Genomic DNA, 14925 nt, shown 5'->3' on the forward strand with positions numbered 1-14925 from the left:
TGTCTGGAACAATTTTAGCGATCAGCAGTGCCTATTTGCGAATGTTCAACACGCCGTAAGAATCATCAGGCAGATGTCTTGAGGGTTTTGCTTTATCACCGTCATTTATCACCGCAGCAATAATTGAGGACACGTTTAGTGTTACATGTTTGGTTACGAGCGCAGCATAGTCCGCTGGCTGTCTGGCACGAAGATGTACAGCAATGGCAGACGGTTGATGGTTGGCAACAGTTACAGACTGTCTATGGCAATTATAAATCCAACAGCCAAAAATCACTTTGTTTATACTTCCCCTCAAGCCATGCGCTGCAAGTCGATACAGCGCTGAATACCACTCAGCTCAAGCAGCTGGGTGATAGTGGCAAGCAATATCTGTTTGAAGAGATGTCACTGACACCAGTTGAGCAGTTGGCTATTCGGCAGTTAAGTCACGCTGATACCACGCACTTATACGCTTTAGCGCAAAGCGACATCGAATCATGGCAGCAAAGCGCGCAACTGGCTGGGATGACAATAGTAGCGCTGCTTCCAGACTTTTTGTTACTACCGCCACCAGAAGAGGGCGCAGGTCAGCAAGTCACACTATATCAAGATGATCAGACAATGCTTCTGCGTCAATCACTGTATCAAGGTATGGCTGTGAGCTATCTGCCATTAATTTTGGAGCGCTTCCCACACTTAACCGAAGTCATGCTGTTACCCTCTATTGATGTCTCAAGCGATAAAGAGCGTCATTTGGCTGAAACCACAGCACTCATCACTGATTATCAATTGTTATTGACGACATTGCCGACGACACCTAAGCCGATCGACAACCCAGAGCGTCATGCCCTTAACTTCTTTATCAAGTCAACCGATTCGCAGTTATCTCCTTATCTGCGGGTAGCGATGATGGTTGCGTTATCAGCTTTGGTACTACAGATAGCAACCGATGGCGTACAGTGGTATCAATATAATGAGGCCGCCGCTGCCACCAAAACTGAAATCGCAGCGCAGTATCAATCTTGGTTCCCAGATGAGCCACTGAGTACCCGCACCAAATTGCAAGTACAACTACAACCCAAGCTGATCAGTGATAGCCAAGCATCTGCCTCACACATAGCCGCACTGTCAAAAATATCCCCTTTAATCAAACAGTCTCCACTACGCGCGCAGACACTCGTGATGCAGCCTTCTGCACTCAGTTTTACGCTCATCGCGTCTGATCGTAGTAGTCTAGATCAGTTTGCTAGTACATTGGTCGCACAAGGATTGAATGCCAAGCTTGCGCAAGTGAATAGTAATGAGCAAGGTCAATTTAGTGGTCAAGTCACTGTAGATGTGGTGGAAAGCAGCGATACAGTGAACACTCCAGCAGCGTCATAATTCATCAGGGTATTGGTAATAAAAGGTCAACACATGAAACGATTACAGCGCCGAACCAAACGCAGTGCAACTGCAACCAATACTAGAGCGCCTGTATTAGCAGAGCGTATGAACCGCTACCAAACTGTGCTGGCAACACGCTGGCAAGCATTACCGCCGCGAGATCGGTTAGCATTAGCCATTTTGTCCATATTTTTATTACTGTTTGTGGGTGGCTATGGTGGTTATACCGTCCATCAAGCGGCAAAAGAGAGTAAGCGTGCCTATCAGGAACAGGTGGCTGATTATTTTTGGTTACGTGCGCAAGCGGGTAATATTGATCGTAATGCGTTGAGTGCTGGCAGTGGGGCCAATGGAGAGGCTGATATGCCGCCTGCCAATCGAATTAGTACGCTATTAAATAACTCAGGTATTACAGATGCTCAAGTCGTTGCTACTGGTGACTCTGTGCAACTGAGCTTTATTCACCCCAGCCAAGCTGTTGTCAGCACCGCGCTTGGTAAGCTTGAGCAGCAAGGTTGGCAGTTTAGCCAGCTCTCTATGCAACAAGACCTCACAACCAAAGCCATCCAAGTACAAGCAACTGTCACCTTGTAACCTGCTGGACTTATCACAGCTAATGGTCTGAGCCCAACTCATTGAGAATAAACGGTTAAAAAACGTTTTGGGTGAGAGGTCATTGAAAAGCTATTTATCTGTCACCATTAAATAGTCATTAGTCACTGCGAGTGATGGAGATGCGTCACACATCATTTCTCAAATAGACATCAGTAGATAAGATAAATAAGACTGCGGGTACTATTAGTCTATTGAAGCTATTGCATGAGAGGTGTGACAATAGGCTATAGGCTCACTGAGCAAATAAGGAAAAACTGAAACGATGAGTGAAAGTATGAGCAATGATCAGCGCCGTTCTTTAACTACCTACAATCACATCACTTATTTTTTATATGTGATCAGCTACTTTACGGCGGGTTTGTTATGGATTGTGCCGATTGTGATGAACTATGCCAAGCGTCATGATGCTGACGGTACTTGGCTGGCAACACACTTTGACTGGCAGATCAAAACCTTTTGGTACAGTATTGTATGGTTCATCGTTGGTATTATTATCACTACTTTTGCCTTGGGCGGATTTGGTGTCAGTGTATTAGCAGAGAGTGGTAATATCGCTATCGGCTCGGTGTTATTGGCTGGGCTCGGACTATTGATCATGATATTTACATTTATCTGGCATCTGTACCGCATTATACGGGGCTGGATAGCACTGACTGATGGTCGTCCTGTGCCTTAATAACCAGTTACTCTGTCTTTACTACAGTGCTAATATAGAAATTTAGCGACTGAAACTTTGCGCTTGTTTCTGTTAAGCTGATATAATCGCTCCGCCTAAATTCATTCGCATCTTTTATCCACTATTTCTTTCGAGCAGGGTCCGCCATCACTATGTCTTATGCCTTACTTCGTCCTTTTTTGTTTAATATGGATCCTGAACATGCCCATGAGATGACTTTGTCTTTATTGGATAAAGCGCACAAAGCGCGTGTTTTAGGTCTGGCATATGGTCAGTCGATGCAGCCTACGGATTGCATGGGATTACAGTTCTCTAATCCTGTTGGTCTTGCTGCAGGCTTGGATAAAAACGCCGATTATATTGACGCGCTGGCTGAGCTGGGTTTTGGTTTTATAGAAGTGGGGACGGTCACGCCAAGACCGCAAGCGGGCAACGATAGGCCAAGACTGTTTAGGATTAAACAAGCAGACGCCATCATCAACCGTATGGGCTTTAACAATGAAGGCGTTGATTATCTGATTGACAATGTCAAACGCTGCAAATACAAAGGCAATATAGGTATCAACATTGGTAAAAATGCTGATACACCAGTCGAGCAAGCCGCAGACGATTATGTTTATTGTTTAGAGCGTGTCTATCCGCACGCGTCTTATATTACGGTCAATATCTCATCACCCAATACCAAAAACTTACGGGATTTGCAAAGCGGTGAGGCTTTGACTCAGCTGATGGATACCATTAAAAATCGTCACAGTCAGCTGGCGACTGAATATGGGTTTTATGTACCTTTGGTGCTTAAAGTTGCGCCTGATTTAGAGCCATTGCAAGTTGACTATATCTCACAGCAACTAATAGATTTTGAAATTGATGGACTGATTGCAACCAACACGACGTTGAGCCGTGTGGGTGTCGAAGACTTACGAGATGGTGATCAAATGGGCGGCTTATCAGGTCGACCAGTGAGCCATATTAGTACGCAGATATTACAGCAGTTCTCTGACCAACTAGAGGGAAAGGTCGCTTTGATTGGCGTGGGCGGCATCGATAGCGGTGCCAAAGCCGTCAAAAAAATCGAAGCGGGTGCAGACATGGTACAGCTTTATACAGGACTGATCTACAGAGGTCCTGGCTTAGTACAATCCTGTATTCAAGCAATCGGTGGCTATTACGATGCCATGGAAAGCTAGCAGCATGGATAAATTGATGAGGCACAAAATATGAGCGGTCTAGATATTGTGATTGCTGTCGTTGTCTTGATTGGATTGTGGCGTGGGTTTCAAGTTGGCCTGATCAAAACTGCGGTTGGCTTGATGGGCTGGTTTATCGCTCTTATTGCTGCGACTCGTCTGGCAGGTGTGGTGTCACCTCAGTTGTCTGGTTTTGTCCAAAGTCCCGTACTACAAATGGCCATGGCTTTTTTATTGGTGGTCATTGTGATACTGGCAATCATGCATTTGGCGGCTTTTGTATTCTCAGGTGTGCTCAAGACACTGCGTCTGGGTGTGGTCGACAAAATGGCAGGCGGCGTGCTTGGCGCTGCAAAAAACGTACTGATGGTATTGGTTATCTTGAGTGTCAGTGCGCCTTTATTGGTACAAATGCCGCAATGGCAGACCTCAGTGTTGGCCCCTGAACTGATGCCTTATGCACCAATGGGCAAAGCCTTGGTGTCAGATGTGTTGGGTATGGCGTGGGATCAGGTCAATCAATCTTAATTTTCTACTGTTTTCATTCTTTTTATACTTCTAAATTTTTGCGCGTGTTATTGATTATCTAATGATAATTGATTAATTTTCTTATAAAGTCATCAGGTTAGCGGCGAATGACGGTATGTGATTTTAGCCACCTACTGTCAGCAGGTTTGCCGTTATTATCGTACTAATGTATGAGTCAAAATAGGATATAGCTATATGTGTGGAGTCATTGGAGTTGCAGCTCATGAGCCAGTCAATCAGATACTTTATGACGGCTTAACGATGCTACAGCATCGCGGGCAAGATGCAGCGGGTATTGTCACTTTGCAAGATGGTCGACTTTACCTGCGCAAAGAAAATGGTATGGTACGTGACGTCTTTATGAATCGTCATATGATGAAATTGGTCGGTAAATTTGGTATCGGCCACGTTCGTTATCCGACAGCGGGCACTTCTAGCAGTGCTGAGGCCCAGCCATTTTATGTCAACTCACCTTATGGTATCACGCTTGCGCATAATGGCAACTTGACCAATGCTGAGAGTTTGGCAAAGTCTTTGTATATCGAAGATCGTCGCCACCTCAATACCGATTCAGATTCTGAAGTGCTGCTGAACGTACTCGCACATGAGATGCAAAACCTAGGTAAGACGCATCCAACAGCCGATGACATTTTTGAAGCGGTAAAAGCCGTTTATAGACGCTGTGAAGGGGCTTATGGCGTTGTGGCCTTGATTACTGGTCATGGATTACTAGCGTTCCGCGATCCAAACGGTATCCGTCCGCTTATCTTTGGTAAGCGCATGGCAGAAAACGGCGGCACCGAATATATGGTCGCCTCTGAATCAGTCGCATTGACAGGTTCTGGCTTCACTATCGTTCGTGATGTAAAACCAGGTGAGGCGATCTTTATCGATTTGAACCATAAGTTGCATACGCATCAATGTGTCGAGCCAAAAGAATACACGCCTTGTATCTTTGAATATGTGTACTTTGCTCGTCCAGATTCGATTATGGACAACATCTCAGTATATAAATCACGCCTACGTATGGGTGAAAAATTGGCTGACAGAATCCTTGCAGAGTGGGGCGAGGATCATGATATTGACGTGGTCATCCCGATTCCAGATACGTCACGTACCTCAGCGATGGAGCTGGCGCTAAAAATGAACGTCAAGTACCGTGAAGGGTTTATGAAAAACCGTTATATCGGTCGTACGTTTATCATGCCAGGTCAACAGCAGCGCAAAAAGTCCGTTCGTCAAAAGCTAAGCGCGGTGCCATTAGAGTTTAAAGGTAAAAACGTGCTATTGGTTGATGATTCAATCGTTCGTGGTACGACGTGTCATGAGATTATTCAAATGGCGCGTGATGCAGGTGCTAATAAAGTATTTTTTGCGAGTGCCGCGCCGCCAGTGAAATTTCCAAATGTATACGGCATTGATATGCCAGTGCGCACCGAGCTGATTGCCTCAGGCAACAGTGTCGAAGAGGTGCGTGATATCATCGGTGCTGATCGCTTGATCTTCCAAGATTTAGACGATCTGATCGATGCCGTCAAAGATACCAAGCACAGCAGAGTCGAAGGGTTTGATTGTGCTGTATTTAACGGCTGCTACATTACTGGTCAGATCAATGAAGCGTATCTTGATCACTTGCAAGAGCAGCGTAATGATACGGCTAAAACTGGCAAGAAAGGCGTGCAAATAGTAGCGGATACACCTGTGGATATGATGGGTGTTGAAGAGCTTTAAGTTAGATAGTGATAAATATATTGCTTGAAAATAAAAAGCTGGCCTCTTAATAGAGTCCAGCTTTTTTTGCCAAAAATACCAGTAAAATTAATGCTGGGTGTTGGTATAAGGTTAGCTGCTGTTAAGTCAAAAAGTTGGTAAATATCCAGACAAAACCATTGATCGCGGCAATACCGACAACCATGCTAACCAAGAGCTGGCGGCTAATATGATAAATAAAAAGTACCAGTATAAGCGCACAAATCTGGGCCATTAACAGATGTAGCTCAGGATCACTCAAGGCAATATCCACTGGCAAGTTCTGATATGACAGACTGGTTAAGATAAGTAAGACCATTACCGATAGGGGAAGGCTCTCGTTCAGTCGGTGTAGCCAAGGCGTATCTAGTAGCTTTCTGGGGATTAGGGCTGGTAACGCACGAGTGATGAACGTCACTGCCGCCATCGCAAGTGTTGCAAAAACAAGATAGCTACTGGTCATGACGCTCTCCTATATTTTGACGCTGCATCCAAAACCCACGTACCAAAATCATCAGCATACAGATAGTAATGGCGACTAGCAGCAACCAATCGTTGGTAAATAGCGAAGCAATGACTAAACCAATGACAGCAATACCAATCGGGAAGTAGCGCTGGATACTTTGAAATTGCTCATAAGCCAAAATTGCAAACAGACAAACTAAAGCAAAATCCAAATGCGGCACCAAATCACTAAGCGTGCTACCAATCAGCACACCAATACTACTTGCGAGCACCCACCAGCTTTGGTTGAATAAACTAATAGGCAGTATCAATGCTTGTCGCGATTCATTTGGCAAACTGGTCATAACTGAAAAAGTCTCATCAGTCAGAGCAAATAAGCAATAGGTCTTGGCAAGTGTGTGTGTTGGTAGATACTGCAATAACGGCATACCATAAAATACGTGACGTAAATTAATAGCGGCGATATTGGTCGCGATATTGCCGATTGGTAGGCCAGCGCTGAGCATGGGCAAACAAGCATATTGGGCCGCACCAGCATACAGCACAATGCTGAGCATAATCGTTGCCCATATAGGGATGCCAGCAACTTGTGCCAGTACACCAAAGGCAATACCTGCAGGTAGATATCCCATCGCAACGGGTAAGCTTTTCTTAAATCCTTCGGCCCAGTCGTGAGTGTGCGCTCGTTGATGACTGAGTTCGTTTGAATGAGTGGTCACATCGTATCCTAAATTTTTCTTACTTTGGTCAACTTCATTATTGATAGGTAAATATCAATAATAAATTTCATAACAATCACCCAGCTCACGTGATGAGTGATAAAAAATAGCTATTGCTCTGGTTGTAGGTTTTCATAACTGCGTGATTGATGAGCGCGAAACAAAAACCCGCCCAAGATAATTAATCTCAATAGCAATAAACACCAAACACTGAGCCAAATCCCTGTCATGTCCCACTGCTGATAAAGCAGCCAGCTCAATGGAAAAAAGATCGCCGCCAGTATTAGTGCAGCATTTCGAATTACGTTACCAGCCGTCAGGCCAAAAAATATACCATCTAGCCAGTAGGCACCAATGCCAACAAGAGGCAGCAGCACCGCGTACATATGGTACTCGTAAGCGAGTGCAAACACGGATTCAATATTGGTCATAAATCCTAAATACGTTGGCATGGCAAGCCACCAGATAGCGCTCAGCAGGATTGCTAGGCCATAACTGACAATGCCCGTGCGTTTTATGATCATCAAAAAACGTGGCCAGTCACGCCGACCAGCAGCTTGTCCACTTAACGTCTCAGCAGAGACAGCAACGCCATCAAGTGCAAAAGCTGAGATGCTCAATACCTGTAGTAAAATGGCATTGGCGGCCAATATCACATCGCCACTTTGAGCCGATAGCCGAGTAATCCAAGCAAAGCTCAACGTTAAAATAAGAGTACGGACAAAAATATCTTTATTTAAAGAAAATAGCCTAAGCATTTTATTTTTTGTAAAATGCTGCTTATCTGCTCTGAGTAAAGCTGTCCATGATACCTTTAAGTGATGGCGGCTTAGTGATAACGCTAGTAACACACCTAACCAAAACGCAATGGTCGTACCCAATGCCACACCAACCAAGCCCATATTCATGATGAACACAAAAAATAAAGTCAGCACGACATTGATCAGAGCAATAAATCCCTGCTGATACAGCATATATCGTGTCTTGCCTTGCCCTGCAAACCAACCTATAAAGGCAAAGTTCATCAGCTCAGCGATCACTCCCCAAAATCGCACATCCAAATAGGTTTTTGCAGCGCGACCACTTTCAGGATTGGCTGATAACACTTGTAACCCAAAATCGATCAGCCAAGGTTTTGCGAGTAGCAAAATGCCACCAATGATGAACGCCAACAACAAAGCGCGTTGTAAAATAGACAGTAGCGGTGACGCTGTTGTCGCAGTGCGCCCATTGTTATCAGCATGACTGGCCAACTGTCCTAAAGCTTGCGCGGATAGACCAGAGGAGGCGTATTGTAAAAAGTTAAAGCTAACGAGCAACAAGGACAACAGCTGTATTGCCAAACCCATGCCAGCCAGTTTGGCCGTCTCATTCATATTACCGACAATCGCTGTGTCGATCACACTTTGCAAGGGCATGGCCAGATTAGCCAATAGGACAGGTAGGGCAATGGCAATGATACGCTTATAGCTGGTATCCATAGGCGGCATGACGTTGGATGCTGAGGTATTGGCTGGCATTGGTGGCTCGTTTATACTGAGAAGATAAAGAGGGCAATATATTATTTGGTTTTGGCAAAGCAGCAATGCAACGCGTTTGATAAGTGAGGCAAAATTGCTATAAAGACAAAAGCACCTAGACTCATTATTCATAAGTCAGGTGCTCTTGTCGAAACATTATTACTATTTCATCAGCGATAATACAAAGGCTAACCGTACGCTACATAAGTGTACTACGTCCTCTAATATACCTTACTAGACGTTGTCTTGCTCAAACATTTTTGGATCATTGAAGGTGACAATCTCTTCTTCAAACTCTGGCTTCACTTTTACGATAAAATCATCGCGTGATAGACCCATGCGTAATGGAATCGAGCTTGCAATATAAGTCGATGAGTAAGTACCTGCAAGTAGACCAATAAATAGCGCGACTGAGAACCAGTATAATCCTTCACCGCCTAGGAACAACATGGCCAATACGACCAATAGGACCGTTGAGATGGTCATGATGGTACGACGTAGAGTTTCGGTCAAAGACAAATCAATGGTCTGACGCGGCGTAATGCCACGTACACGGCGAAAGTTTTCGCGAATACGGTCATAAACCACAATCGTATCGTTCAATGAATAACCAATCAAGGCCAATACTGCTGCCAATACAGTCAAATCAAATGGGAAACCAAACAGGGCAAATACACCAATGGTCACGACTGCATCATGAAATAGTGACAGCACAGCGCCAAGCGACAATTTGAACTGGAATCGTAGCGCTACATAGCCCAGCATACAAACCAATGCCAACACCAATGCCATAACGGAGTTTAGATAAACCTCATTACCCACTTGGCTACCAATGATATTAACGTTGCTGATAGTGGCGGTATTACTTGGCAATGCCAGCGCCTGCGTTAGATTTGCGCTCAGTCCATCAACGTTATCAGACTGGGGCGGTAGTCGTACCAGTAGCTCTTCACGTGTACCGAGATATTGAACGACAGCATCATCAAAACCATTGTCTGCCAATGCTTGTACAACAGCAACTTGCTCAACAGGCTGCTCATAACGCACGTCTGCTGATACACCGCCCGTAAAATCAAGACCCAAGTTCAGACCGTTGACGGCAATAGCAATGATACTACCGATCACCATAAATAAAGATAGCAGCGCCATTGGCTTTTCTATCTTCATAAATGGAATGATGCGCTGATTACCAACGGCTTTGATACCGCCCTCAGCCATGGCTGCGGCATCATCAGCCGCGTCATTTGCTGCTAGGTTAGGATCAACAGCAGTAGAGAGGGCTTGATTGTCTGTACCAGCTTGGCCTTTACCACCTCGGCGGCCACTACTTTTGCCAGATTTGGTGGTAGTTGGGTTATTGGTTTTGGTATTGCTACCTTTCCCATCACGGCGTGGTTTTTTGCGGCGGCGCGTGCTTGCATTGGTCGCATCACCATTTGAGCCATTTTGATCAGGATTTTTCTGCTGTTCTAAAGGGTTGTTATTATCGATCGCCATAATGTTCTCCTAACCGATGCTCAGACTTTTGATTGATTTACGCTTACCATAAGCAATTTGTACCAGTGCACGCGTCACCAAAATAGCGGTGAACAGTGAGCTGACAATACCAATAGCTAGCGTAATCGCAAAGCCTTTAATCGGACCTGTACCAATCGCAAATAGGATAAACGCGACCAATAGCGTTGTGATGTTGGCATCAAAAATACTACTAAATGCCCGATCAAAGCCCGCCACAATAGCAGATTTTGGCCGTACCCCATTGGCAATCTCTTCTCGTATCCGCTCAAAAATCAGAACGTTGGCATCTACTGCCATACCAATGGTCAAGACGATACCAGCAATACCAGGCAGCGTCAGTGACGAACCCAAGATTGACATAATGGCAATAATGATAATAACGTTCACCGCCAAGGCCACGTTGGCAATCACACCAAATAGGCGATAGAAGATAATCATAAATACGAAGACTAATAAATAGCCGACCTGCGTAGAGAATAAGCCTTTATCAATGTTCTCTTGACCCAAGGATGGGCCGATGGTGCGTTCTTCTACAAAGTACATTGGTGCGGCAAGTGCACCTGAGCGCAGTAGTAGCGCAAGCTCAGCGGCCTCAGCTGTGCTATCAAGACCAGTAATACGGAATGAGGAACCTAGTACCGCTTGAATATTGGCGCGGTTGATGACCTTGGTTTCAGCGTAAGGTGTGCGTACTTCAGTCGTCTCACCAGTCGCTGGATCTTCTTCGTAAGTGATTCTTTGCTTGTTTTCAATGAACAATACAGCCATCTGCTTACCAACAGCGGTACGAGTGGCGTTTTGCATGAGCTTGCCGCCTGCACTGTCCAAGGTAATGCTTACTTCCGGTAGACCACTTTCATCTAGGCCAGTCTGTGCATTGGTCACTTTATCACCTGTGACAATCGCTTGGCGATCTAGCAATACTGGTGGACCATCGAGTGTCTCAAATGGGAATGCTTCAGTACCTGCTGGAGGAATACCACCTGTGTAGGTATCAGCGTCTTCTGCAACCATACGGAACTCAAGGTTGGCAGTACGACCAAGAACACGTTTCGCCTCAGCAGTGTCTTGTACGCCTGGCAGCTCGACCACGATACGGCTAGACCCTTGAGATTGTACCAATGCTTCTGTCACACCCAGCTCGGCAATACGGTTACGCAAGGTTGTCAAGTTTTGATTGACCGCGTAACTATTGATTTCGTCAAGCGTTGCGTCGTTGTATGACAATACCAATGCTGGGCCTTGATCATCAATTGAAGATTGCAAATTGAAGGTATTGCTCATGGAGCCTTGCAAAATGTTTTGTGCACGGTTACGGGTATCTGTGTCAGCAAAATGTAGTACAACGCCGCGATTTTCGGTTTTTATGCCTTTAATCGCCACTCGCTCAGCACGTAACTCGCGTCGCATATCGCGACTGGCACTGTTCAAGCGCTGTTCAAGCGCTTTGTCCATATCGACTTCGAGTACAAAACGGACACCACCACGCAAATCAAGGCCAAGTTTCATCGGTCTGGCACCGATATCACGTAGCCACTGCGGGGTTGTCTGCGCTAAGTTGAGAGCGACCACATAATCCTCACCCAAGTTTTGACGTAGTACTTCTTGCGCTTTTAGCTGATCGACTGGATTATTGAGACGTACCAGTGCACTGTTGCCCTCAAACGTACCATTATGATTCTCTAGACCTGCTTCTTCGAGTAAGCTTTGAGACTGGGTTAAAATGCCTTCAGACAGTTGAGTCCCTGCTGCTGCGCTCGTAATCTGCACGGCAGGTTCGTCAGGGTATAAGTTAGGAGCAGCATATAGACCGGCAATGATGAGCACGACGGCAATAATTAAGTATTTCCAAGCGGGATATTGCATAATCACTTCTTTAAGTTGATAAACGACTGGCGACGTGAGCCACAAGTTAGCAGATGGGAAGTTAGCGACAGCAATGGTCGACTGCCACATTCAGCAGACTCCATTGCGATCATCCGCGGTGATAGTAAAACATAAAACAGTAAAGCAAATAATACAGACGTATCTTTATCGAGTCACCAAGAATATCATTGGTGAAACAGGCAAAGTCAATATATCTACAGGCTAGGCTAGCTTATATAACAGCCGTACCTTACTACCTTAATAGCGACTACCTTAATAGCGAAAAATGACCGTAAATGATATACGGTCATTATTTGGTCATTGCACCCAGTGGTGATACGACCATTAAATTACTACCGATAAAGCTCAGTAATAATTAAACGTTTTCGATTAAACGCTTTCAATCGTGCCTGCAGGCAATACTGAAATAACAGAAGCACGTTGCACTTTGACATCCGTGTTGTTGTTTAAGCTCACAACTGCATAATCGCCTTCTATCGCTTTGATACGGCCCATTAAGCCACCAGCAAAGATGATTTCGTTGCCAACCGTCAATGCATTGACCATTGCACGGTGCTCTTTGGTACGCTTAGACTGCGGGCGAATGACCAAAAAGTAAAAAATGGCAAAAAAAGCAACAGGAAGTAAAATCTGACCGAATAGCGATCCAGCACCAGCGGCTTCTGGTGCAGCATGGGCAGCTTGAATAAATAAGCTCATAATGTCTCTCAGTGGTTCATAGATAATAATAAAATTAGACGCATAGTAACAAAAAATCCCCGACTTGGTAACTGTTAATCATAGGCTGAGCGTGTTTTTGTTGATGTAATGGCAGAGAATAAGCCACCGGATAGCAGGATAATATTTTTGCTATATCAAATATATGATGCCAAAACGATCAATATCATATGCCATTGAGCCAAATATATTGAGGCAATACCAAACAATAAAAGTCATCAAAAAATAAAAACTTAAAAATAGTGACTTATTGTGAAAAGATATCATCAATGCTACTATCAAATGGCAATGACTGCCTGCATTTAATATGCTATTTATCAAAGCACTATTTTAGCTTTGAGACGGTGTCTAAATCAGCATTGAGCCGTTATGACTATTGATCAGTAGATATCTGATATCACCTCGATAATGTATATGATTGGCTCGTTATATCATCTTCCTTTTTCTATTTTTAGGTTACCCAACTTGTTCACCACTTTTATGTTTGTACCTCGTTTATGTCGTCCGCGCGCTCATCGTGAAGACGCATCTGCAGAGCCTCCCCCGAGCATGACGATTAATTCTCGATTTGGTTATACCTTCTTTGCCGTGCTTTGTGCGTTGGCGCTGATGTTGCCGCATTCTGTGTGGGCGGCGGGCGCTGCATCGCCAACCGCTGTGGCAGGCGCACCAACTGCCCTAAACGTGGGACTATTGATATTTTTTGTTGTCCTCGCTATTGGTGTCTCTTTTGCCTGCTCGTTGGCTGAGTCTGTTTTGCTGAGCATGACGCCATCGTTTATTGCAGATGTACAAGAAACCAATCCCAAAAAAGCGGATATGCTAAAGAGCCTAAAGGTCGACAATATCGATCAATCACTGGCAGCTATCTTGACCTTGAATACCGTTGCTCACACGTTGGGTTCTATCGGAGCGGGTGCCCAAGCCACCATTGTATTTGGTAGCGCATGGTTTGGATTGTTCTCAGCCATTATGACACTGGCTATTTTGTTCCTGTCTGAGATTATCCCAAAAACACTAGGAACGGTCTATTGGCGCAAATTAAGCGGCATGGTAGCGTATTTTGTACGTGGTATCATCATGCTATTGTACCCACTGATTTGGATATCAGAGCGCTTGACCAAATTATTGGTGCGCGGTAATGAGCCGCAGACTTTTAGTCGTCGTGAGTTTGCCGCACTTGCTAGTATCGGTGAAGAGTCAGGGCAAATTGATCCGCTAGAGTCGCGTATCATTCGTAACTTGCTTGCGTTCGGTGCTATCAAAGTAGAAGACATCATGACACCGCGTTCAGTGATGCTCGCATTTGAAGAAAACAAAACCGTAGCGGAATTGCTGGTCGATCGACCAAAGCTTACATTTTCTCGCTTACCGATCTACGATGGTGATCTAGACAATATTACGGGTTTTGTCCTAAAAACAGACATGCTATTGGCCAAAGTCAATCATGCCATGCACAAGCCATTGACTCAGTTCAAAAGAGACATTACTTTTGTATTTTCTAAAATGAAACTGTTTGATCTATTAGAGCTTATGCTCAAAAATCGTATTCATATCGTGATAACGGTGGGCGAATATGGTGAGGTCAAAGGCTTGGTCACGCTCGAAGATGTGTTTGAAACCTTGCTAGGTCTGGAGATTGTCGATGAAATAGACCGCGTAGAAGACATGCAGGCCCTAGCGCGGCAGATGATGGACAGACGGGTTGAGCGTTTGGGCATGAAGCTCAGTGATGATGAGCAATATGAAGATGGCAGCGGCGACAGCAGATTTTAAGTCTGTCATGGTTAATAATAAGCAGTGATAAAAAAGCGATAAATGCGTACTTTTACACATTTATCGTCGCAATAATTACACAGGGTGTCACATGCCTGTGAGAATTTGATGATAGGCTCGGCATATGATATGAGTATACTTACTATATAGGTACATCAACAACATAAATGATAAAAGAGCGTTGATCGTCACTACGGCGC

At 44.8% G+C, this 14925-nt stretch carries 13 protein-coding genes; 7 read left to right on the top strand and 6 right to left on the bottom strand.

What is annotated here, in order from left to right; all coding sequences use genetic code 11:
• Nucleotides 1–138: 138 nt before the first annotated feature.
• The 6 genes from gspL to purF all read left to right on the top strand — a co-directional run bounded on the left by gspL (nucleotide 139) and on the right by purF (nucleotide 6105).
• On the top strand, nucleotides 139–1365 hold the full coding sequence (gspL, locus tag L0G63_RS08300; protein WP_301450224.1) for a type II secretion system protein GspL: 1227 nt from the start codon (nucleotides 139–141) through the stop codon (nucleotides 1363–1365).
• Between the two features lie 33 nt (nucleotides 1366–1398).
• Nucleotides 1399–1962 (top strand): type II secretion system protein GspM, encoded by a 564-nt coding sequence (gspM, locus tag L0G63_RS08305; RefSeq protein WP_301450225.1) that lies wholly within the window; start codon nucleotides 1399–1401, stop codon nucleotides 1960–1962.
• Between the two features lie 295 nt (nucleotides 1963–2257).
• A complete protein-coding gene (locus L0G63_RS08310; protein ID WP_301450226.1) occupies nucleotides 2258–2659 on the top strand; it encodes a hypothetical protein in 402 nt (133 codons plus the stop codon).
• A gap of 152 nt (nucleotides 2660–2811) precedes the next feature.
• Nucleotides 2812–3846 (top strand): quinone-dependent dihydroorotate dehydrogenase, encoded by a 1035-nt coding sequence (locus L0G63_RS08315; protein WP_301450227.1) that lies wholly within the window; start codon nucleotides 2812–2814, stop codon nucleotides 3844–3846.
• A 30-nt stretch (nucleotides 3847–3876) separates the two neighbouring features.
• Nucleotides 3877–4374 (top strand): CvpA family protein, encoded by a 498-nt coding sequence (locus L0G63_RS08320; RefSeq protein ID WP_301450228.1) that lies wholly within the window; start codon nucleotides 3877–3879, stop codon nucleotides 4372–4374.
• A gap of 195 nt (nucleotides 4375–4569) precedes the next feature.
• A complete protein-coding gene (purF, locus tag L0G63_RS08325) occupies nucleotides 4570–6105 on the top strand; it encodes an amidophosphoribosyltransferase (protein WP_301450229.1) in 1536 nt (511 codons plus the stop codon).
• Between the two features lie 121 nt (nucleotides 6106–6226).
• Here purF and L0G63_RS08330 read toward each other — a convergent pair whose 3' ends face one another.
• From L0G63_RS08330 to yajC, 6 genes are all read right to left on the bottom strand, one after another.
• The gene (locus tag L0G63_RS08330; protein WP_301450230.1) at nucleotides 6227–6586 is read right to left on the bottom strand and encodes an AzlD domain-containing protein; all 360 of its coding nucleotides are present in this window, start codon (nucleotides 6584–6586) and stop codon (nucleotides 6227–6229) included.
• Complete coding sequence (locus L0G63_RS08335; RefSeq protein WP_301450240.1) at nucleotides 6576–7220, bottom strand: AzlC family ABC transporter permease; 645 nt, start codon at nucleotides 7218–7220, stop codon at nucleotides 6576–6578. Before L0G63_RS08335 ends, L0G63_RS08330 begins: the two co-directional genes overlap by 11 nt.
• A gap of 197 nt (nucleotides 7221–7417) precedes the next feature.
• Entirely contained in the window at nucleotides 7418–8827 is a 1410-nt protein-coding gene (locus L0G63_RS08340) for an MATE family efflux transporter (RefSeq protein WP_301450231.1), read from the bottom strand.
• A 234-nt stretch (nucleotides 8828–9061) separates the two neighbouring features.
• On the bottom strand, nucleotides 9062–10324 hold the full coding sequence (gene secF, locus L0G63_RS08345; protein WP_301450232.1) for a protein translocase subunit SecF: 1263 nt from the start codon (nucleotides 10322–10324) through the stop codon (nucleotides 9062–9064).
• Between the two features lie 9 nt (nucleotides 10325–10333).
• A complete protein-coding gene (secD, locus tag L0G63_RS08350; protein WP_301450241.1) occupies nucleotides 10334–12211 on the bottom strand; it encodes a protein translocase subunit SecD in 1878 nt (625 codons plus the stop codon).
• A gap of 390 nt (nucleotides 12212–12601) precedes the next feature.
• Nucleotides 12602–12931: a preprotein translocase subunit YajC gene (gene yajC, locus L0G63_RS08355; protein ID WP_071001390.1), complete on the bottom strand. Its 330-nt coding sequence runs from the start codon at nucleotides 12929–12931 to the stop codon at nucleotides 12602–12604.
• 498 nt (nucleotides 12932–13429) lie between these two features.
• Between yajC and L0G63_RS08360 the strand changes: the two genes are divergently transcribed.
• Nucleotides 13430–14725: a CNNM domain-containing protein gene (locus tag L0G63_RS08360; RefSeq protein ID WP_301450242.1), complete on the top strand. Its 1296-nt coding sequence runs from the start codon at nucleotides 13430–13432 to the stop codon at nucleotides 14723–14725.
• Nucleotides 14726–14925 lie beyond the last annotated feature (200 nt).

Origin of the sequence: Psychrobacter sp. (genome assembly GCF_030454045.1) — a bacterium.
GTDB lineage: Bacteria > Pseudomonadota > Gammaproteobacteria > Pseudomonadales > Moraxellaceae > Psychrobacter.

What these genes read in the sequence shown, in the direction of transcription:
- gspM (WP_301450225.1), top strand. Translation starts at nt 1,399, where the DNA reads ATGAAACGATTACAGCGCCGAACCAAACGCAGTGCAACTGCAACCAAT.
- L0G63_RS08310 (WP_301450226.1), top strand. Translation starts at nt 2,258, where the DNA reads ATGAGCAATGATCAGCGCCGTTCTTTAACTACCTACAATCACATCACT.
- L0G63_RS08315 (WP_301450227.1), top strand. Translation starts at nt 2,812, where the DNA reads ATGTCTTATGCCTTACTTCGTCCTTTTTTGTTTAATATGGATCCTGAA.
- L0G63_RS08320 (WP_301450228.1), top strand. Translation starts at nt 3,877, where the DNA reads ATGAGCGGTCTAGATATTGTGATTGCTGTCGTTGTCTTGATTGGATTG.
- purF (WP_301450229.1), top strand. Translation starts at nt 4,570, where the DNA reads ATGTGTGGAGTCATTGGAGTTGCAGCTCATGAGCCAGTCAATCAGATA.
- L0G63_RS08330 (WP_301450230.1), bottom strand. Translation starts at nt 6,586, where the DNA reads ATGACCAGTAGCTATCTTGTTTTTGCAACACTTGCGATGGCGGCAGTG.
- L0G63_RS08335 (WP_301450240.1), bottom strand. Translation starts at nt 7,220, where the DNA reads ATGGGATATCTACCTGCAGGTATTGCCTTTGGTGTACTGGCACAAGTT.
- L0G63_RS08340 (WP_301450231.1), bottom strand. Translation starts at nt 8,827, where the DNA reads ATGCCAGCCAATACCTCAGCATCCAACGTCATGCCGCCTATGGATACC.
- secF (WP_301450232.1), bottom strand. Translation starts at nt 10,324, where the DNA reads ATGGCGATCGATAATAACAACCCTTTAGAACAGCAGAAAAATCCTGAT.
- secD (WP_301450241.1), bottom strand. Translation starts at nt 12,211, where the DNA reads ATGCAATATCCCGCTTGGAAATACTTAATTATTGCCGTCGTGCTCATC.
- yajC (WP_071001390.1), bottom strand. Translation starts at nt 12,931, where the DNA reads ATGAGCTTATTTATTCAAGCTGCCCATGCTGCACCAGAAGCCGCTGGT.
- L0G63_RS08360 (WP_301450242.1), top strand. Translation starts at nt 13,430, where the DNA reads ATGTTTGTACCTCGTTTATGTCGTCCGCGCGCTCATCGTGAAGACGCA.